This is a genomic window from Methylobacterium sp. Leaf106 (assembly GCF_001422895.1).
In the GTDB taxonomy this organism is placed as follows: Bacteria; Pseudomonadota; Alphaproteobacteria; order Rhizobiales; family Beijerinckiaceae; genus Methylobacterium; species Methylobacterium bullatum.
The window spans coordinates 641,254-660,248 of record NZ_LMNB01000023.1; the positions used below are offsets into that span (position 1 = coordinate 641,254).

Below are 18,995 nucleotides of genomic sequence, written 5' to 3' on the forward strand. Positions count from 1 at the left end.
GGATCAAGTGACCCATCGCCGGTTTCGGTGTCGAAGCCGTGGCGCGGGCGCATCGGCAACTCCGACTGCCGGTGGGGTGAGGCGGTGCCGGAATGGCGATCGCCGACTTCGTCTGCGGGCGTGGCCAGGGCAATGGCTGCTTTCGCACGAAATGCCTGCGTGATGGGCAAACCCTATGGACTCGTCGTCTTCGATTTCGACGGAACGCTCGCCGATACCTTCCCGTGGTTCTGCAGCGTCATCAACGGTGTCGCCCGTCGCTACCGTTTCCGACACATCGACCCCGCCGAGACGGAGGCGCTTCGCGGCCTTTCCGCCCGTGCCCTCATTCGCGAACTCGGCGTGCCTGCATGGAAGCTGCCTTTCATCACCCGGCACATGCACGGCCTCGCGGCCCGCGATATCGAGGCGATCTCGCTGTTTCCCGGCATTCGCGACATGCTTCGCGATCTCGATGAGGCCGGCATCATCCTCGCGATCGTCAACTCGAACAGCGAGGCCAATATCCGGCACGTCCTTGGGCCCTGTGCCGCTCGTTTCCGCCACTATGCCTGCGGCGCATCGATGTTCGGCAAGGCCAAACGCCTGACGGCGGTCATGCGAAAGGCCGGAGCGCGCGGAAGCGTCATCTACATCGGCGACGAATTGCGCGACCACGATGCGGCCAAGGCGGCCGGTTGCGATTTCGGAGCCGTATCATGGGGATATACGCGAAGCGATGCTTTGGCTGCCGGGCGGCCGAATGTTCTCTTCGAGCATCCCGGCCATGTCGCGGAGGCGATCTGCTCGACGGAGCTTCGAGGATCTCACCCGGCGGCATCGATATTGTATGGTGTTCCGTCATGAACAGGGAGGTCGGGCTCGATGCAGTGCCCAGGACCGGCGCGACGCGCAAACCTCCGATACCGTCTACGGCAACGGGTATACGCGATGTCAGTTCAGTGCTCCTCCGGCGGCTCGGATGAAAATGGTCGCGGTGCGGCCAGCCACATTGCGGCGCGGCGTCGCTCACCCGGAAAACGGACGGTGGAGAGCCTGATCGGCGGGCTGCGGTCAGCCTATCCACTCGACGACCAAGCCACGACCTCGGAGGTTTTCGCCGAAATCATCGGTCGCCTTCGCCGGGGCGATGACCAACCGCAGTAAGAGATCCGACACCATCGGAACGATAGTTCCGCTCGACCGTGGGCCGTTCAATCTTCCATCATACGGAGAACACGTTCGCCAAAGAGGCGGATCAAGCACAGCACGAGCACCGGAACCAGCGCGATGACCCCAATATTGGGTCCGAGAAGAAACGAAAGGCCGACTCCGAGGCCGGCGGTGAAAGCGGCTGGCACCATGGCGAACTCACATATCGTTATCGTTGGCTGGCGAAACATCGCGACGGTATCTGCTTTATAATGCCCAACCAAGCAGAAAAATTCTGATTTTAATCTGGATCAATAAGTTCCTTCGCCTCATAGGGTTTATTTTGCCACACCCTCAAGGGGGTGAATCATCGGCGCAATGATAAGTGAAATTTGCTTCATTAGAACATGAGAAATATAATTTTTACTATAACAATTTCTTATATTGTAGATTTATAAATATATGGATTAAATTTACTTTGCCGATATTCGATTGAAGCATATTTTTATAAATAAACAATCTATTATTATTGTAATCTTCCGTAAAATTGCACCTGTATTGAACTAGAAATTTAATATGGGAATTTACCAAGGTTGTTTGAGAACAACCAGACTCTTCGATCTGTTCGAATTCCAAAAGATCAGTCAGCGGGGATTGTCGCGGCTGATATTCCGCACACAAGTGACGACAGACAATCTTGTGCGCCCGGCGAGCCGGCCCGTTTGCGTAGATGGCTGGGGCGGGAGGATTCGAACCTCCGAATGGCGGTACCAAAAACCGCTGCCTTACCACTTGGCGACGCCCCATCGACGCAAGGCCGCGCGTTGTCTAGACGCCGCGTCGGCCCGTTGCAACAGCCTGTTCGCTCCGGCCGACCAGGAAATGGAGAGCGCGCATGTCGAAGCGGATCGCGATCGTCACCGGGGCGGGGTCCGGGATTGGCCGGGCGGTGTCGCTCGGGCTCGCGCGAGCCGGGTTCGATCTGGCTCTGGCAGGGCGTCGACGGGGACCTCTCGATGAGGTCGCGGATGACGTGCGTGCGCTCGGGGTCGAGGCCTTGCCGGTGGAGACTGATGTCGGCGATGCCGCCTCTGTCGAGCATCTCTTCGCGGAGGTGAAGGCCCGGTTCGGTCGCCTCGACCTCCTTTTCAACAATGCCGGCCTGTTCGCCCCGTCCGTGCCGCTGGACGAACTCACCCTGGCGCAATGGCAGGCCGTGGTGAATGCCAACCTCACCGGCGCGTTCCTGTGCACGCAGGGCGCCTTCCGGATGATGAAGGCGCAGAACCCGCGCGGCGGCCGTATCATCAACAACGGGTCGATCTCGGCCCAGGTACCGCGTCCGAATTCGGCGCCCTATACGGCGACGAAACACGCGATCACCGGCCTGACCCGATCCACCTCCCTCGACGGACGCGATCACGACATCGCCTGCGGGCAGATCGATATCGGCAATGCCGAGACCGACATGACCAAGCCGATGGCCGCCGGCATTCGGCAGCCCGACGGATCGCTGAAGGTCGAGCCGGTGATGGACGCCCGTCACGTGGCGGATGCGGTGGTCTACATGGCCGGATTGCCCCTCGACGCCAACGTGCAGTTCATGACCGTGATGGCGACGAAGATGCCCTATATCGGGAGGGGCTGAGGCCCCGCGCTTTCGCCCGGTCCCCGTTCGCACTACAGACGGGGCACGCACCCGACCTTGTACAGACAAGCCCGCCCCGGCGGACGAGAGAAGCAACCGCCCGCGATGTTGATGCAGACAGAACCCAAGGACGCGACCGGCAAGGATGCCGACAGGGCCAAGGATCCCGTCGCCCGCCGCCGCACCTTCGCGATCATCTCCCACCCGGATGCGGGCAAGACCACGCTCACCGAGAAGCTGCTCCTGTTCGGCGGCGCGATCCAGCTCGCCGGCGAGGTCAAGGCCAAGCGCAACCGCGTCTCGACCCGGTCCGATTGGATGGGCATCGAGAAGGAGCGCGGCATCTCGGTCGTCACCTCCGTGATGACTTTCGAGTACGGCGACTGCGTCTTCAATCTCCTCGACACTCCGGGCCACGAGGACTTCTCGGAGGATACCTACCGCACCCTGACGGCCGTCGATTCTGCGGTCATGGTGATCGACGCCGCCAAGGGCATCGAGGCGCGGACGCGCAAGCTGTTCGAAGTCTGCCGCCTGCGCGACATTCCCATCGTCACCTTCATCAACAAGCTCGACCGTGAGGCGCGCGACCCGTTCGAACTGCTCGACGAGATCGAGAAGACCCTGGCGCTGGATGTGGCGCCGGTCACCTGGCCTATCGGCCGGGGGCGGAGTTTTGCCGGCACTTACGATCTCGGCAATGGTCGTGTGCGCCGGCTCGATGCGGCGGACGATGCCGGCACCGTAGCGGTGTCCGGTGTGGACGATCCGCTCTTCGACCAGTTGCTCACCGAGGAGGGCGAGGTGGCCACGTGGCGGGAGGAGGCGGAGCTCGCCGAATCCGGCCTGAAGCGGTTCGATCTCGAGGCGTTTCGCGAGGGGCATCTCACGCCGGTCTTCTTCGGCTCGGCCCTGCGCAATTTCGGCGTGCGCGATCTCATCGACGGGCTCGCCCGTTTCGCACCGCCCCCGCGCGGGCAGGATTGCGACAAGCGCTTGGTGGAGCCCACCGAGCCGAAGATGACGGGCTTCGTGTTCAAGATCCAGGCGAACATGGATCCCAACCACCGCGACCGCATCGCCTTCATGCGGGTCTGCTCGGGCAGGCTCAGCCGCGGGATGAAGGCGAAGCTCGTGCGCACCGGCAAGCCGATGTCGCTCTCCGCGCCGCAATTCTTCTTCGCGCAGGACCGCGCCATCGCCGACGAGGCCTTTGCCGGCGACGTGGTCGGCATCCCCAACCACGGCACCCTGCGCATCGGCGACACGCTCACCGAGGGCGAGGAGATCGTGTTCCGCGGCGTGCCGAGCTTTGCCCCGGAAATCCTGCGCCGCATCAAGCTCACCGACGCGATGAAGGCCAAGAAGCTGCGGGAAGCGCTCCAGCAGATGGGCGAGGAGGGCGTCGTCCAGGTGTTCCGCCCGCATGACGGCTCGCAGGCGATCGTCGGTGTCGTCGGCGCGCTGCAGCTCGACGTGCTGAAGGAGCGGCTCCAGGCCGAGTATGGCCTGCCCATCGATTACGAGCCGACGCGCTTCTCGATCTGCCGCTGGATCGAATCGGATGTGGAAACCGACCTCGATTCCTTCATCGGCACCCATGGCTCGGCCATGGCGAGCGATCTCGACGGCGCGCCCGTCTTCATGGCGACCACCGCCTTCTCCCTCCGCTATGAGGAGGAGCGCGCGCAGAAGGTACGGTTCACCGACATCAAGGATTACCAGAAGCGCGCCGTCTGAATCTCGGCGGTGCCTGAATGGAAAAGGGCCGCGCGGTTTGCACCGCGCGGCCCTTTCCTGGTTTCAACCGATGCCGTTGAGGCGGTCAGCGGCCCTGCTGGATCGCCGAGAGGATCCAGCGCCCGCCGCGCTCGCGCACGAAGGTCCAGAGCTCCAGTGCCTCCGGCTCGCCGGTCTCGACGGTCTGGTTGGTCCGAAGGTCGATCGTCACGTCGGTGATGGCGTAGCGCATCGCCACCGTGGCGTATTCCATCCGGCCTTCGCTCCAGGCTTCCGACAGGTCGCCCTGCAGCAGCTTCACGTTCGAGATCCGGTTGACGACCCCACGGGATTCGTTGCCGCGGAGTTCTTCGGCGAAGTAGCCCGCCATTTCGGGCGTCGCGAGGTTGCGCAGAGCGGCGACGTCGCCACGGCCATAAGCCGCCTGCACGTCGTTGAGGGCGATCTCGAAGCTCTGGAAATCGCCGGGGCCGATATCGATCTTGCCCACGGTCGGCTGAGGAGCGCCGCGCGGGGTCGCCCCCATCGCCGGCCCAGGACCGGTGGCCGAGCCCGGAGCGGAGCGGTAGTTGCCCGGGGTGGAGTCGCCCTGGAGAGCGGACCGGGACATGCCGGCGGGAGCCGGATTGCCCTGGCGACGGCGGAACCAGCGCACGGCGAAGGCGACGACCATCACGATGAGGCCGACCTGCAGGAGGAGGCCGATCATCGAGGCGATGCCGCCGAGTCCACCGAAGAAGCCGCCGCCGAGGAGCGCGCCGAGCAGGCCCGCACCGAGCAGGCCTGCCATGAAGCCGCCGCCGAAGCGGGGACGCTGCGTGGCGGCGCTGGTCATGCCGGGATTGCCCATGGTCGAGCCGGGCTGCGTCTGCGAACGCTGGATCGGCGCCGCGCCCGGTGCCGTGGCCGTGGAGGAGGGGGCGTTGTACGTCTTCGAGCCGCGCGAGCCCATGCCGCCGCCGCCGCCCGGACGGGCCTCGGCAACGGGCGCTGCGACGGCCAGCACCGCGGCGAGCGCGAAGATGGTCGCGGCGCGGGTGCGACGCGTGGAGGAGATGAACATGAATACGCCTCTGAACGAAGTCTGAGAGAGTCCCGGCGGGAATGCCGGACCTTATATGGTGACGTCCGGCGACAAGTTTTAGTCCGTCTTCGGCGCCGCTTTTGTTCCGTGGACGACGATGGGAAGAGCCGTGACGCCTCAGCCGGCGGCGGGGAAGATCATTCGCACCGTTGTTCCCTCGCCGGGCTTGCTGTCGAGGGAGACGGTGCCGTTCTGGCGCTTCACCAGGCCGTGGACGATGGCGAGCCCGGTGCCGCGCCCGGCCTCGCGCGTGGTGATGAAGGGAGCCAGCGCTCTCGCTGCCATCTCCGGCGACATCCCATGCCCGCTATCCCGCACCGCGATGCCGATGGCGCCGTCTCCCTGCCGGCGGATCGCTGGGTCGCTCGACGGCACCAGGAAGCTCGTGATCTCGACGCTGCCGCCGGCCGGCATCGCCTCGCAGGCATTGGCGACGATGTGAGAGAGGGCGAGATCCACCTGGGTCGGGTTGGTGAGGCCGTTGGGTAGATCCGGCGCGGTGTGGACCGTCAGTGTCACTCCGGGCGGAAGCGTCCCGCGCATGCGCGTGCCGAAAGCGGTGATGAGGGCGTTCATGTCGACGGGGCGGACATCCGGCGCGATCCGGCGCGAGAAAGTCAGCAAATGCCGCGTCAGAATCGTGGCTCGCTCCACGGCATCGGTGGACCGGGTCACGGCCCGCTGGATGAAGGGTTCTTCCCGGTCGCCGAGACGCCGCTTCAGCCCGTCGATATAGCCGATGAGGATCTGCAGGAAGTTGTTGAACTCGTGGGCGACGCTGTTGGTGAGCAACCCGAGGGCCTCGCGTTGCCGGGACAAGGCGAGCGCCCCTTCCGCGTCCCTGCGCCGGGTCACGTCGACCAGTTGCGCGAGGAGAAGACCGGTATCCGGCAGGGGCACCGCGAAGATCTCGGCCCAGAAGGTCGAGCCGTTTCGGCGCCAGGCCAGTACCTCGATCCCTTCCGGCCGCGTCCCAGCCAAGGCCGCGGCGAAAGCGTTTCGGGCGTCCTTATCGGTATTGGCGCCGAGAAGGAGATGGACGTCGCGTCCGGCGAGATCGCCGGTCTCATGGCCGGTGAGCCGCGCGAAGGCGGGATTGGCCGAGACGATCCTCGCCGTCGCTGGGTCGATCAACAGGGCCGGTACGGCGCTGGCCTCGAGGCCCGAGCGAAAATCGATGCGCGGGTCCGGAGGATCGCCTGGTTCGCCGTCCTGATCATCCAACGCCATGCTCTATCCAGGCCTGTCGGAGCGAAACGGGCTCCAGCGTGAGTCGCATCGGGTGCGGGTGCCAGGATCGATCGGCACGGCGGCTCCCGGCGATGGCTATTGCCGCACCCACATCACCCGGGCGATCCAGGCGATCTCGGCCACCTGGACGATGCGTTCGGGGTGGTTCGGGTTGAGAGAGAGCAGCTCGATGGTCCGGGCGGTCTTGCGGCGCAGTTCCTTGGCCAGCACTTCGCCGCTCGCCAGACGCACCACCACGCGGTCGCCCTTGCGGACACTGGCGGTGGGAGAGACGATCAGCACGTCACCGTCGCGATAGAGCGGCTCCATGGAATCGCCCTGCACTTCGAGGGCGAAGGCGCGATCCTCGCCGAGATCGGGAAACTCGATCTCCTCCCAGCCCGGGCCGCCCGTGGGCATGCCTTCCTCGGTGAAGAGCCGGCCGGCGCCGGCCTGCGTCATGCCGATCAGCGGCACCATGGCGCGCGGCATGCCTTCCCGTGGCTCGATGAGGCGAAGGAAATCGTCGAGCGTCGCGTTGGTGGCCGCGAGCACCTTCGACACGGATTCGGTGGAGGGCCAGCGCTTGCGCCCATCCGGCCCGATCCGTTTCGAGCGATTGAAGCTCGTGGCGTCGAGGCCCGCACGGCGTGCGAGACCGGAGGCCGAGAAACCGTGGCGTTCCGCGAGGCGGTCGATCGCGGTCCAGATCTGCTCGTGGGACAGCATGGCGAGACTCGATCAGAATGGCTAAGACATCCAGCCTAGCTTTAGGAAAGTAGAACTAAACTACGCCGGAAGCAACGGCACGCCGCCATTATCCAGAAGGTGTAGGAACTCGGAAAGGACGACTTGAGGTAGCGACCCATCGTGGTTGCGACGGATGCCGACCCGTTCTATCGCGTGGACCGTCGAACCGGAAGGCAACGCGCGATGCCCGTGATCTACAAGATTTGCCCGCGCGCCCTCTGGCGCGAGGCGGAGGAAGCGGGGCGGTTCGCGGGTGCGCCCGTCGACAAGGCCGACGGGTTCATCCATTTCTCCACCGCCGACCAGGTGGCTGAAACGGCCGCCCGGCACTTCGCGGGTGTCCCCGATCTCCTCCTCATCGGCATCGAGGCCGAGGCGCTGGGCGAGGCCCTACGCTACGAGCCCTCCCGTGGCGGGGCGCTGTTCCCCCATCTCTACGGCGATCTGCCCCTCGACGCCGTCATATCCGTGACCGAGCTTCCGATCGGGCCGGACGGACGGCATGTGTTTCAAGCCGATCTTATCTCGTCCGCCAGCCCCGCAACCGGAGCATCGGTATGATCGGCGCTCTCTTTCCCCTCGCAAAGCCGATCCTGCACGGTCTCGACGCCGAGACGGCGCACAACCTCACCTTGCGCGGGCTGGGGCTTCTGCCTCCGCGAAAGCCCACCCCGGATGATCCGAAGCTCGCGGTCACCGCCTTCGGCCGCCGGTTCCCCAATCCGGTCGGCCTGGCGGCGGGGTTCGACAAGGGCGCGCAGGTGCCCGATACCCTGCTCGGCCTGGGCTTCGGCTTCGTGGAAGTCGGCGGGGTGGTGCCGAAGCCGCAGGGCGGTAATCCTCGCCCGCGCGTGTTCCGCCTGAGCGCCGACGGTGCCGTCATCAACCGCTTCGGTCTCAACAGCGAAGGGCTCGACGTCGTGCGTGGCCGCCTCGCGGCCAGAAGTGGCCGGACCGGTCTGGTGGGCATCAACATCGGGGCCAACAAGGATTCCACCGACAGGATCGCCGATTACGTGGCCTGCACCACGGCGCTGGCGCCCCATGTCGCCTTCGTCACGGTCAATGTTTCTTCGCCGAACACCCCCGGACTGCGCGACCTCCAGGGCGAAGCCTTCCTCGACGATCTGTTGGGACGCGTGGTCGAGGCCCGCGACAAGGCCTCGCCCGAGACCGCGATCCTGCTCAAGATCGCCCCCGATATCTCGCTCGAAGCCCTCGATTCCATCGTCGCCACCGCATTGCGCCGCAAGGTGCAGGGCCTCGTCGTCTCCAACACCACCATCGCGCGGCCGACCAGTCTCACCGAAGCCTCCCTGGCGACGGAGACCGGGGGCCTGTCCGGCCGCCCGCTTTTCGAACCGGCGACCCGCCTTCTGGCGGAGGCCTACCTGCGTGTCGGCGGTACCATCCCGCTCATCGGCGTCGGCGGGATCGACTCCGCCGAGGCGGCTTGGACCAAGATCCGTGCCGGAGCGAGCCTGCTGCAGCTCTACTCGGCCCTGGTCTATGCCGGCCCCGGCCTCGTGAGCACGATCAAATCCGGCCTGCTGCGCAAGCTCGGCACGGAGGGTGCGCGCGACCTGTCCGCCATCGTCGGCCGCGATGCCGCGGCTCTGTCCAGGCTCGGCCTCGACGCCAGGTAAGCGAAGGGCGGGCCGAGGGACATGGCGTGACCTGCTCCCGCATCGCGGTGGAAGTCTCGGCAAGGCCGGTTTCGGATCGGGCCGGCAGGTCCGATCCCGGCGCCATTCGCATGCGTCTCCTGCGCTGGGATCGGGGGTGAGTTTAGAACTCCGTAAGACTGCTCGGTTTCATGCCATGACATGTCCACAGGCGCATGACTGGCCCGCGTTTACCCCTGATTGAGTGACCCTTGTGCGGTGCGATATCGCTGGTGGAATCGACGGTGGCCTCGCCCTGCGACGGCACTGTCCCATCCGTTATTTGCCGAACCAGGATCGTCCATGGATCACCCGGTCGCGTCCCCCAAGCGTTCCTCCGCCGCCGGCGGGTGGGGCGCGCTGAAGAGCTGCGGCAAGCACCTGCTGAGCAGCCGCGCCCCGCTCTCCGGGGCCCGCGCCATGCTCAAGGCCAACCAGCCCGACGGGTTCGATTGTCCCGGCTGCGCCTGGGGTGATCCGGCGCACGGCTCGTCGTTCGAGTTCTGCGAGAATGGCGTGAAGGCCGTCTCCTGGGAGGCGACCGACAAGCGCACGCCGCCGAAGTTCTTCGCCAAGCATACCGTCTCGGAGCTGCGTGGCTGGACCGACTACGCGCTGGAAGGCGAGGGACGCCTGACGCACCCCATGCGCTACGACGCAGGCAGCGACCGCTACCTGCCCGTCAGCTGGGACGACGCCTTCGCCGAGATCGGCGCCACCCTGCGCGGCCTCGACAGCCCGGACCGTGCCGAGTTCTACACCTCCGGTCGCGCCTCCAACGAGGCGGCTTACATCTACCAGCTGTTCGCCCGGCTCTACGGCACCAACAACTTCCCCGACTGCTCCAACATGTGCCACGAGGCCAGCGGCATCGCCCTCCAGGCGGCCATCGGCATCGGCAAGGGCACCGTGCTGCTCGAGGATTTCGAGAAGGCGGACGCGATCTTCGTGGTTGGCCAGAACCCCGGCACCAACCATCCCCGCATGCTCGGCGACCTGCGCAAGGCGGCGACCCGCGGCGCCCGCGTTGTGGTGTTCAACCCCGTGCGCGAGCGCGGGCTCGAACGCTTCGCCGACCCGCAGAACACGGTGGAGATGCTGCGCGGTGCCAGCGCCCCGGTGGCGAGCCACTATTACCAGCCCCGTCCGGGCGGCGACATGGCGGCGTTCCGCGGCATCGCCAAGGCGGTCTTCGCGGCGGACGACGCGGCTCGCGCCGCCGGCCGTCCATCCGTCCTGGATCGCGCCTTCCTCAGCCACCACGCCGAGGGCCACGAGGCCTATCGCGCCGTCGTGGAGGCGACGAGCTGGGAGGCGATCGAGGACCAGTCCGGCCTCTCCCGCGCCGATATCGAGGTGGCTGCCGACGTCTATCTCGGCGCCGACAAGGTGATCTGCACCTGGGCCATGGGCGTCACCCAGCACAAGCACTCGGTGGCCACCATCCGCGAGATGACGAATGTCATGCTCCTGCGCGGCAATATCGGCCGTCCCGGCGCGGGCCTCTGCCCAGTGCGCGGACATTCCAACGTGCAGGGCGACCGTACGGTGGGCATCAACGAGAAGCCGCCTGCCGCGCTGCTCGACGCCCTCGAGCGCGAGATCGGCTTCGTCGCCCCGCGCAAGCACGGTCACAACGTCATCGGCGCCATCGGCGCCATGCTCGACGGTTCGTCGAAGGCCTTCATCGGGCTCGGCGGCAACTTCGCCCGCGCCACGCCCGATACCGCGCTGGTGGCCAAGGCGCTCGCCTCCTGCGAACTCACCGTCCACATCGCGACGAAGCTCAATCACTCGCATCTCGTGCCCGGCCGCGTCGCCTACCTGCTGCCCTGTATCGGCCGCACCGAAATCGACCGGAACTCGAAGGGCAAGATCCAGATCGTCACGGTCGAGGATTCCATGAGCATGGTCCACGGCTCGGGCGGCATCAACAAGCCCGCCTCGCCGGAACTGCGCTCCGAGATCGCGATCATCGCCGGCATGGCAGCCGCCACCGTCGGCTCGGACAAGGTCGATTGGGCGGCCCTCGCCGACGATTACGACGGCATCCGTGCGCTGATCGAGCGGACCATTCCGGGGTTCGCCGGTTACAACGCCCGCGTCCGCCGTCCGCGCGGCTTCATGCTGCGCAACCTCGCCGCCGAGCGCAACTTCGAGACGGTGAACGGAAAAGCGAACTTCTCCGCCGATGCCCTGCCGGAGGCGACCGAGCATCAGCAGGCGAGGGCGATGGGCGACACCTTCGTGCTCCAGACCTTCCGCAGCCACGATCAGTACAACACCACCGTCTACGGCCTCGACGACCGCTATCGCGGTGTCTACGGCGAGCGTCAGGTGTTGTTCGCCCATCCCGACGACCTGGCCGAGATCCGTGCCGTCGCCGGCGACCGGGTGGACATCGTCGGCACCCACGACGACGGCGTGGTGCGCGTGGCCGAAGGTTTCCGCCTCGTGCCCTTCGACATGCCGCGCGGCAGTCTCGCCGGCTACTACCCGGAGCTCAACGTCCTCGTTCCCCTGTCGTCCTTCGGCAAGGAGAGCGACACGCCGACCTCGAAATCGGTGATGGTCTCGATCCGTCGCCCGGCGCAAGCCGCGTGAGCGAGCCGCCCGCCGACGCCGAGACCTTCCTCGCCGTCACCGATTCCATCGCCGATCTCCAGCCCGGCCTCTCCACCCTGGAGGCCGGTTTGCTGGCGGGGCTCCACCTGAAGCTCGCCGCCGACAGCCGCAGCTTCGCGCGGGTGTTCGGCGTGGAGCATGCCCTCGTCCTGCGCGCCGTGGAGACCCTGTCGGGGGAAGCGGAGCTTCTGGCGATCACCGAGCGCAACCAGCGCACCCAGCGGACTCGCTACGAGGCGACGCCGGCGGGGCTCGCCATCCTGGACCACCTGCACGGCTGATCCCGCATTCAGCTTCCGTAGCTCTGGATCAGCGAGCCCGCGACCAGGGTCCAGCCGTCCACCAGCACGAAGAAGATCAGCTTGAACGGCAGTGCCACCGTCGCCGGCGGCACCATCATCATGCCCACCGCCATCAGGATCGAGGCGACGACGAGGTCGATGATGAGGAAGGGGATGAAGAGGAGGAAGCCGATCTCGAAGGCCCGCCTCAGCTCCGAGATCATGAAGGCCGGCGTGACGATCTCGAGGCCGATGGCTTCCGGCCCGGCAGGGGCGGGCGCCTTCGCCATGTCGAGAAACAGCTTCAGGTCCTTCTCGCGCACGTTGCGCAGCATGAAGGTCTTGAACGGGGCCGAGGCCCGCTCGAACGCCACGCCCTGCGTGATCTGCCCGGCGATCAGCGGTTCGATGCCGGTCCGGTAAGCCTCCCGCGCCGTCGGCGCCATGACGAAGGCGGTGAGGAACAGGGCGAGGCTGGTGATCACGGCATTGGGCGGCGCGCTCTGCGTGCCGAGGGCCGAGCGCAGGATCGACAGGACCACCACGATCCGCGTGAACGAAGTCGCCATCACGAGCACGGACGGCGCCAGCGCGAGGACGGTGATGAGGGCGACGAGTTGGAGCGCCCGCTCCGTCACCCCGCCCTGGCCGAGATCGACCGAGAGGCTCTGAGCCATGGCCGAACCGATGCCGGCGGCCAGGAAACCGCTCGCCGCCAGGACGAGGCGGGCGGTGCGGATCGGGACGGTGACGGATCGGAGGGAGGGTGTCATGGCGGCGGCAACCTGCGTCGAGCCGTGCGCGGGCGCAAGCGATGATGTCCCGCAGATGCCGTCCACAGGCGTACGCATGTCACCGCAAAACCACGCGGGGGCTTTGCGCTCGTTCCCTCCGATGGCTACGTTCCGGCCGAGCCAGCGGCGCACGATTTCGAAGGACGACCATGACGAGCACCACCATCCGGGACATCGGACCGTTCGCTGAGCCTGTATGGGACACGCCGTTCGGCCTGCCGCCCTTCGACAGGATCCGGCCGGAGCATTTCCTACCCGCCTTCGAGACGGCCCTGGATTCGCACGATGCCGAGATCGCGGCCATCGCCGAGTCTTCGGAGCCGGCGACCTTCGCCAACACGGTGGAGGCGATGGAGCGCGCGGGCCTCGATCTCGACCGCGTCGCTTCCGTCTTCTTCAACCTGAGCGGCAGCAACACCAGCCCGGACCTCCAGGCCGTCGAGCGGGCGATCACGCCGCGTCTCGCCCGCCACGGCAGCGCCATCTACCTCAATCCCCGGCTCTGGGCGCGCATCGCCGCCGTCGACGCGGATGCGGAGACGCTCGGCTCGGAAGAGCGGCGCGTCCTCGACCGCTACCGCACACGCTTTCGCCGCGCCGGTGCCGATCTCGCTCCCGAGGCGAAGACGCGGATGGCCGAGATCGCCGGGCGGATGGCCGAGCTCGGGACGACGTTCAGCCAGAACCTGCTGGCCGATGAGAGCGCCTTCATCCTCCCCCTCGAGGGTGAGGCGGACCTCGCCGGCCTGCCCGAGTTCCTGAGGGCGGCCGCCGCCAGCGCGGCCAAGGACCGGGGCGGCGAGCACGGTCACGTCATCACCCTGTCGCGCTCGCTGATCGAGCCGTTCCTGGTCTTCTCCACCCGGCGTGACCTGCGCGAGAAGGCCTACGAGGCCTGGACCCGCCGTGGCGAGAGCGGGGGCGCCACGGACAACAAGGGGATCATCGCCGAGATCGTCGCCCTCCGCGCGGAGCGGGCACGGCTCCTCGGCTTCGACAGCTTCGCTCATTTCAAGCTCTCCGACACCATGGCCGGCTCGCCGGACGCGGCGATGGAACTCCTGCGCAACGTCTGGACGCCGGCCCATGCCCGTGCGGGCGCGGAACGCGACCGGCTCCAGGCGCTGGCGACGGCGGAAGGGGCCGACTTCGCCATCCGCGCCCACGATTGGCGCCACTATGCGGAGAAGCTCCGGCGGTCCGAGCACGATCTCGACGAGGGCGAGATCAAGCCCTACCTGCCCCTGGACGGCGTCATCGCGGCCTCCTTCGACACGGCCTCGCGCCTGTTCCACCTGCGCTTCGAGGAACTCACCGACTTCCCCCGCTACCATCCCGACGTGCGGGCCTGGACGGTACGCAATGCCGACGGATCGGAGGTCGGGATCTTCCTCGGCGATTACTTCGCCCGGTCGTCGAAGCGCAGCGGCGCCTGGATGAGTGCCTTCCGCTCACAGGAGCGGCTCAACGGCCCGATCACGCCGATCATCGTCAACGTGATGAACTTCGCCAAGGCGCCGGCGGGCGAGACGCCGCTTCTGTCCTTCGACGACGCGCGCACCCTGTTTCACGAGTTCGGCCATGCCCTGCACGGCCTCCTCTCCGACGTGAAATACCCGCTTCTCGCGGGCACGGCGGTGGCGGGCGATTTCGTCGAACTGCCCTCGCAGCTCTACGAGCACTGGCTCGAACAGCCGGAAGTGCTGCGCGCCCATGCACGCCATTACCGCACCGGCGAGCCGATGCCGGAAGACCTGCTCACGCGCATGCTCGCGGCGCGTGCCTTCAATCAGGGCTTCGCCACCATCGAGTACACCGCCTCGGCGATCGTCGACATGACGCTGCATCTGTCGAGCGGCGGCGAGGACGGGCTCGACGTCCTGGCCTTCGAGGCCGACGCCCTGCAGCGCATCGGCATGCCGGCGGAGATCTCCATGCGGCACCGCTCGCCGCATTTCGCGCATATCTTTTCCGGCGATAGCTATGCGGCCGGCTATTACAGCTACCTCTGGTCCGAGGTGCTGGATGCCGATGCGTTCGACGCGTTCCGCGAGGCCGGCGACATCTTCCACCCCGAGACGGCCGCGCGCCTGCGCAAATTCGTCTACGGGGCCGGAAACCTGCGCGACCCCGGCGAGGCCTACACCGCCTTCCGCGGCCGCCTGCCGAGCATCGATCCGCTGCTGCGCCAGCGCGGCCTGGCGGCGGCCTGATTCAGGAGAGGTAGTTCGTCAGCGTCAGCTTCGAGAGCATCGAGGTCACCTGGTAGCTCGCCTGAAGCTGGTTCTGGAGCGCCAGGAGCTTCGCTGTCACTTCCTCGAGGGAGACCGTATCGACGCCGTCGAGACTGTCCTGAAGCGTGGCCCTGGCGGCGCGGTTGTCAGCCTTCGTCTCCGTCATGGTCTTGGCCGCGAGGCCGAGATCGCTGGCGATGGCCTGTAATCCCTCGCGCCCGTTGGTGGAGGTGAGAACCGAGCGTGAGCGTTCCGCGACGGCGAGGTAGCGTGCCGCCTCCGACGTTCCGGTCTGCGTGGTGGTGAAACTCTGCACCGCGACCTGCGCGATCCCGGCGAGGACCGCGCGGATCGGCGCCTCGTTGGCCTGGGCTCCGATGCCGATCTTTCGGTCCGAGCCGATCTGCACCGATGCCGTCGCCCGTGGATCGGTGGAGGTATCGTCGCCGGTGTACCAAATGACGGTCGTGGCGCTGGCCCCTTCCGCATAGCCGTTCCCGTCCGCCGATACGCGGCGCGGCGCAAGACCCTCGGTCTTCGACCCGGCGAAGAAATCCTGGGTGGCGCGCGACGCCGAACTCGCCGAGAGGGTCGTCCCCGCCGTCTCCTTCAGCGCGTTCGACAGGGCGGTGGAGATGTTGGCGGCGACGTCACCGGTCAGCGAGAACTCGGTGGTGGACTTCGCATCCGCATTCGCCTTCGCGGTCAGCGTGATCGTCTGCGTGGTGCCGTCGCGAAGCGCGAGCTTGAAGGTCAGCGTGTCCCCCGCCGCCGGAGGGGTCTTCACGTTGAGCTCCACCGAAGCCGGCGTGCCGGCGCCGAAATTCGCGGCGAGCCCGAGGGATGCCTTGCCCTGGATGCTGGCAACGGGCTGGTTCTCGAATCTCTTGGTGAGGGCGGCGGCGGTCTCGGCGGCCGTACCGAGCGGGATCGTGTTGGTGGAATCCGCCGGAGGATTGGCGGTGACGATCAGGTCGGTGAAACTCTGGGTTCCGTCGGGCTGGTTGATCGCCACGCGTATGCGGTCGCCTTCCGCCGGCGCATTGGCCACGGAGAAGGTGACGTCCGGGTTCGTGCGCGCCGTCATCGGCCCCGCCGTGATGGCCGCCGGGTTCGAACTCGCCGCAGAGACGAGGCTGAAGCCGAAATTCGCACGCGCCTCCGTGCCTCCGGCTCCGGTACCCTCTTCGCTGACCGTCACAGTGGAGCCCGACACGCTCGTGGCGATGCGGCCATTGCCGTTCGGGCCGAGATCGGCGGCGATCTGCTCGCTCACCACGGTCTTGAGGCCGTCGAGGTTGCGGCTGGGCACGCCGTTGAGGATCGCATCCGACGAGGCGACGGGCGGGGCGTCGGAATCGCGACCGCCGAAGATGTAATTACCGGCGACGTCCTGGTTCAAGGCGTCCACGGCGGCGTCCAGGCTGTTCCTGGCTACCTGCACGGCGTTCGAACCGGACGCGATCGACCCGCTATTCAACGAACCCTGGACGATACCGCTGAGGTTGGAGAGCTGTGTCACCGCCGAACTGGCGACCGTCACCCGCGTGGTGTTCGCGTTGATCGCGGCATCGTAGCCATCGAGCGCGCTGAGCGAGGCGTGGGCAGAGAGGCTGGTGGTTCGCGCAGAGCCGATGCCGCCATACGTCTCCGCATTGCGTCCGGTGCTGAGCTGGGTCGTCAACGCATCGAGGCGCGCCTTCTGGCTGACCAGATTCGCTGTGTTGCGATCCTGAAAATAGGTGCCTGCCGTGAAGGCGCTGATCGTCATCGTGACCTCGGCGAAAGGGTCTTCACGGGTATGACCGTTGGAAGACGCCGGACAAGTGACCCGAACCGTGGAGCCCACGTTTCGGAAGAACGAAATGCGGAGAGAAGACCTGAAGCAACCTCACGGACAGGAAGTCCGTGAGGAATCTCTAGATCCGGAGAAGCGTGTCCAGCATGTCGCGCGCGGCCGTGAGGACGCGGGCATTGGCGGTATAAGCCGTCTGCAACCCGACGAGCTTCGACATCTCCTCGTCGATCTTGACGCCGGATGTGCCCGCGAACCGACTCTGCGCCGTCGCCAGAGCGATGCTCTGCCCTTCGTCGAGAAACTGTGCGGTCGCGGTGGCGGCGCCCTGGGCGTCAATGATCTTCTGGGTGAAGTCCTGAACCGAGGTCGTGAAGGGGGCGCTGATGCCGCCGATTCCGCTCGCCGCCGAGAAGGTCCGGTTGGCGGTCGTGAGGGCGTTGTGGAGGTATTGCGGCCGCGATACGTCGTTGGCCGGAGTGGATGACGACATCTTCACCAGCGATTCGGTCTTCGCCGCCACCGCCGGGTTCACGGCGATGCGTTGAGCAAAGCCCGTCAGCTGCGAGCCGCCATCGAACGAGCCGGTGAAGAGACGGGCTTGGCCGCCGCCATCGACGAAGAGCGGGACCTGCGGCTTGCCGTTCGTCACGTCGTCGGCCGTTTTCGACTGGGTGACGCTGGCGCTGATCCCTTGGATCGTCGTGGTCCCGTTCGCCGGGGTCAGGATTCTGACCGCGCCTTCTTTGCCGACAGTGCCGTTGGACGTCACGGTGAATGACGAGCCGAGGGCAGCGGCGATCGAGGCGGCGAGCTTGGCCGGGTCGCTCTCAAGCGTGAACGGCACAATGGTCGCCAGCGGGTCGGCGACATCGGTCCGGTTCACGGCGGCGGGCGGATTCAGTTTGGACGGAACCAGGATCAGGTTGCGCTGGGCGCCCTTGTCATCCTTGAGGCTGATCGTAATGGCGTTGCCGGCGCTGAGGCCGGTCAGGTCGATGTCAAAACCCGCTCCGGTCGTCGTGGAGGCGGGCGTGCCCACCGCCGAGCTATCGGACAGCGACCGCGACAGGCCCGCCGCGAGATCGTCGAGCTGGCGCTGGGCCTGGGGCAGAACCGTGTCGCGCAGCTCGATTCCGGCGGCCAGCGAGCCCGAGCGGATCGCGTTCGAGGCCACCAGATCGATCGTTCCGCCGCCCGGCGTGGTCGCCGTGATGGTTCCGACGCCGCGCTGGGCCGGGTCCGCGGAGTAGCTGTCCTCGGGACCGAGCGTGCCGCGGCCGTCGAAGCTCAAACTCGCCGCGCTGGCCCGGTCCACCAGGGTCATGCCGGAATTGGTCATGACCGTGACGGTCCCGTCGCGCTGCACCGAGGCCTGCACGTCGAGATAGCCGGAGAGGGAATTGAGGGCCTGGTCGCGCTGGTCGAGCAGGGCGACCTTGGACCCATCGTCGCTGGTGGCCGCGATCTTGACGTTGAGTTGGGCGATGGACGAGAGCAGGCCGCTCGCCGCCGACGTATCGTTGGAGAGCTGGCTCTCGGTCGCGGTGCGCAGGGATTGGACCCCCTCCGCGATGCTTCCGATCTTCGTCGCGAGGTTCGATGCCGCCGCGACCACGGCGGAGCGGGCGGGCGCGGAGTCCGGGGCAGCGCCGAGGGTCTGGAGCGCCAGGGTGAAGCTGTTCATCACCCCGTCGAGGGCGCTCGTCGTGCCGGGCGTGCCGTAGAGCTTGTCGAGCTGGGTTCGGACGTCCGCCATCATGCCCGTATAGGACGCGCCGGACGTCTCGAGCCGCAGCTGCTTCACCGAATTCTCGTCGAAGACCCGGTCGATCGTGCCGAGGGCGACGCCGGAATTGCCGGGCCCCTGCGCGACGGTGTCGAGCGAGCGCTTGACATAGCCTGTGGTGCCGACATTCGCGATGTTCTGCGAGACGATGCCGATGGCGGCCTGAGTGGTCTTCAGGCCGGCCGCGGCCGTGTTCAGGGCTGAGAACGACACGCTTGCCCTCCTTCTAC

At 66.7% G+C, this 18,995-nt stretch carries 15 protein-coding genes and 1 tRNA gene; 9 read left to right on the forward strand and 7 right to left on the reverse strand.

All coding sequences use genetic code 11. The annotated features are described in order from the left end of the window. Positions 1-162 precede the first annotated feature (162 nt). Positions 163-846, forward strand: coding sequence for an HAD hydrolase-like protein (locus ASF34_RS14725; RefSeq protein WP_082494179.1), 684 nt, complete (start codon positions 163-165; stop codon positions 844-846). Positions 847-1,184: 338 nt separating this feature from the next. Continuing rightward, positions 1,185-1,430, forward strand: coding sequence for a hypothetical protein (locus ASF34_RS22815; protein WP_156465724.1), 246 nt, complete (start codon positions 1,185-1,187; stop codon positions 1,428-1,430). 432 nt (positions 1,431-1,862) lie between these two features. Here the strand turns inward: ASF34_RS22815 and ASF34_RS14730 are convergent. Beyond that, positions 1,863-1,937 (reverse strand) — tRNA-Gln (locus tag ASF34_RS14730). 89 nt (positions 1,938-2,026) lie between these two features. Between ASF34_RS14730 and ASF34_RS14735 the strand changes: the two genes are divergently transcribed. Both ASF34_RS14735 and ASF34_RS14740 read left to right on the forward strand, forming a co-directional pair. After that, complete coding sequence (locus ASF34_RS14735; RefSeq protein ID WP_056161886.1) at positions 2,027-2,779, forward strand: SDR family oxidoreductase; 753 nt, start codon at positions 2,027-2,029, stop codon at positions 2,777-2,779. A 105-nt stretch (positions 2,780-2,884) separates the two neighbouring features. Next, the gene (locus ASF34_RS14740; protein ID WP_056161887.1) at positions 2,885-4,519 is read left to right on the forward strand and encodes a peptide chain release factor 3; all 1,635 of its coding nucleotides are present in this window, start codon (positions 2,885-2,887) and stop codon (positions 4,517-4,519) included. Between the two features lie 85 nt (positions 4,520-4,604). Here the strand turns inward: ASF34_RS14740 and ASF34_RS14745 are convergent, their stop codons facing one another. The 3 genes from ASF34_RS14745 to ASF34_RS14755 all read right to left on the reverse strand — a co-directional run bounded on the left by ASF34_RS14745 (position 4,605) and on the right by ASF34_RS14755 (position 7,562). Then, a complete protein-coding gene (locus ASF34_RS14745; RefSeq protein WP_018044882.1) occupies positions 4,605-5,582 on the reverse strand; it encodes a TIM44-like domain-containing protein in 978 nt (325 codons plus the stop codon). Positions 5,583-5,720: 138 nt separating this feature from the next. After that, positions 5,721-6,833 (reverse strand): ATP-binding protein, encoded by a 1,113-nt coding sequence (locus tag ASF34_RS14750; protein ID WP_056161889.1) that lies wholly within the window; start codon positions 6,831-6,833, stop codon positions 5,721-5,723. Positions 6,834-6,929: 96 nt separating this feature from the next. After that, a complete protein-coding gene (locus ASF34_RS14755) occupies positions 6,930-7,562 on the reverse strand; it encodes a S24 family peptidase (RefSeq protein WP_056148049.1) in 633 nt (210 codons plus the stop codon). A gap of 204 nt (positions 7,563-7,766) precedes the next feature. On the opposite strand from ASF34_RS14755, the gene ASF34_RS14760 reads away from it, so the two are divergent. The 4 genes from ASF34_RS14760 to ASF34_RS14775 all read left to right on the forward strand — a co-directional run bounded on the left by ASF34_RS14760 (position 7,767) and on the right by ASF34_RS14775 (position 12,153). Next, entirely contained in the window at positions 7,767-8,144 is a 378-nt protein-coding gene (locus tag ASF34_RS14760) for a DUF952 domain-containing protein (RefSeq protein WP_018044879.1), read from the forward strand. Further along, positions 8,141-9,229: a quinone-dependent dihydroorotate dehydrogenase gene (locus ASF34_RS14765; protein ID WP_056161890.1), complete on the forward strand. Its 1,089-nt coding sequence runs from the start codon at positions 8,141-8,143 to the stop codon at positions 9,227-9,229. Before ASF34_RS14760 ends, ASF34_RS14765 begins: the two co-directional genes overlap by 4 nt. A 321-nt stretch (positions 9,230-9,550) precedes the next feature. Continuing rightward, complete coding sequence (locus tag ASF34_RS14770; protein ID WP_056161893.1) at positions 9,551-11,851, forward strand: FdhF/YdeP family oxidoreductase; 2,301 nt, start codon at positions 9,551-9,553, stop codon at positions 11,849-11,851. After that, complete coding sequence (locus ASF34_RS14775) at positions 11,848-12,153, forward strand: hypothetical protein (RefSeq protein ID WP_018044876.1); 306 nt, start codon at positions 11,848-11,850, stop codon at positions 12,151-12,153. The genes ASF34_RS14770 and ASF34_RS14775 overlap by 4 nt, the downstream gene beginning before the upstream one ends. An 8-nt stretch (positions 12,154-12,161) precedes the next feature. Here ASF34_RS14775 and fliP read toward each other — a convergent pair whose 3' ends face one another. After that, entirely contained in the window at positions 12,162-12,926 is a 765-nt protein-coding gene (gene fliP, locus ASF34_RS14780) for a flagellar type III secretion system pore protein FliP (protein ID WP_056161895.1), read from the reverse strand. A gap of 170 nt (positions 12,927-13,096) precedes the next feature. On the opposite strand from fliP, the gene ASF34_RS14785 reads away from it, so the two are divergent. Then, on the forward strand, positions 13,097-15,160 hold the full coding sequence (locus tag ASF34_RS14785) for a M3 family metallopeptidase (protein WP_056161897.1): 2,064 nt from the start codon (positions 13,097-13,099) through the stop codon (positions 15,158-15,160). A 1-nt stretch (position 15,161) separates the two neighbouring features. Here the strand turns inward: ASF34_RS14785 and ASF34_RS14790 are convergent, their stop codons facing one another. Next, on the reverse strand, positions 15,162-16,952 hold the full coding sequence (locus ASF34_RS14790) for a hypothetical protein (protein ID WP_056161898.1): 1,791 nt from the start codon (positions 16,950-16,952) through the stop codon (positions 15,162-15,164). A gap of 148 nt (positions 16,953-17,100) precedes the next feature. After that, positions 17,101-18,978 carry a flagellar hook-associated protein FlgK gene (gene flgK / locus ASF34_RS14795; RefSeq protein WP_056161900.1) on the reverse strand — a complete coding sequence of 626 codons (1,878 nt, stop codon included), beginning with the start codon at positions 18,976-18,978 and terminating at the stop codon, positions 17,101-17,103. Positions 18,979-18,995 lie beyond the last annotated feature (17 nt).

Bases quoted from the DNA above. Each gene is read 5' to 3' on its own strand.
- ASF34_RS14725 (WP_082494179.1), top strand. From the start codon at position 163: ATGGGCAAACCCTATGGACTCGTCGTCTTCGATTTCGACGGAACGCTC.
- ASF34_RS14735 (WP_056161886.1), top strand. From the start codon at position 2,027: ATGTCGAAGCGGATCGCGATCGTCACCGGGGCGGGGTCCGGGATTGGC.
- ASF34_RS14740 (WP_056161887.1), top strand. From the start codon at position 2,885: ATGTTGATGCAGACAGAACCCAAGGACGCGACCGGCAAGGATGCCGAC.
- ASF34_RS14745 (WP_018044882.1), bottom strand. From the start codon at position 5,582: ATGTTCATCTCCTCCACGCGTCGCACCCGCGCCGCGACCATCTTCGCG.
- ASF34_RS14750 (WP_056161889.1), bottom strand. From the start codon at position 6,833: ATGGCGTTGGATGATCAGGACGGCGAACCAGGCGATCCTCCGGACCCG.
- ASF34_RS14755 (WP_056148049.1), bottom strand. From the start codon at position 7,562: ATGCTGTCCCACGAGCAGATCTGGACCGCGATCGACCGCCTCGCGGAA.
- ASF34_RS14760 (WP_018044879.1), top strand. From the start codon at position 7,767: ATGCCCGTGATCTACAAGATTTGCCCGCGCGCCCTCTGGCGCGAGGCG.
- ASF34_RS14765 (WP_056161890.1), top strand. From the start codon at position 8,141: ATGATCGGCGCTCTCTTTCCCCTCGCAAAGCCGATCCTGCACGGTCTC.
- ASF34_RS14770 (WP_056161893.1), top strand. From the start codon at position 9,551: ATGGATCACCCGGTCGCGTCCCCCAAGCGTTCCTCCGCCGCCGGCGGG.
- fliP (WP_056161895.1), bottom strand. From the start codon at position 12,926: ATGACACCCTCCCTCCGATCCGTCACCGTCCCGATCCGCACCGCCCGC.
- ASF34_RS14785 (WP_056161897.1), top strand. From the start codon at position 13,097: ATGACGAGCACCACCATCCGGGACATCGGACCGTTCGCTGAGCCTGTA.
- ASF34_RS14790 (WP_056161898.1), bottom strand. From the start codon at position 16,952: ATGACGATCAGCGCCTTCACGGCAGGCACCTATTTTCAGGATCGCAAC.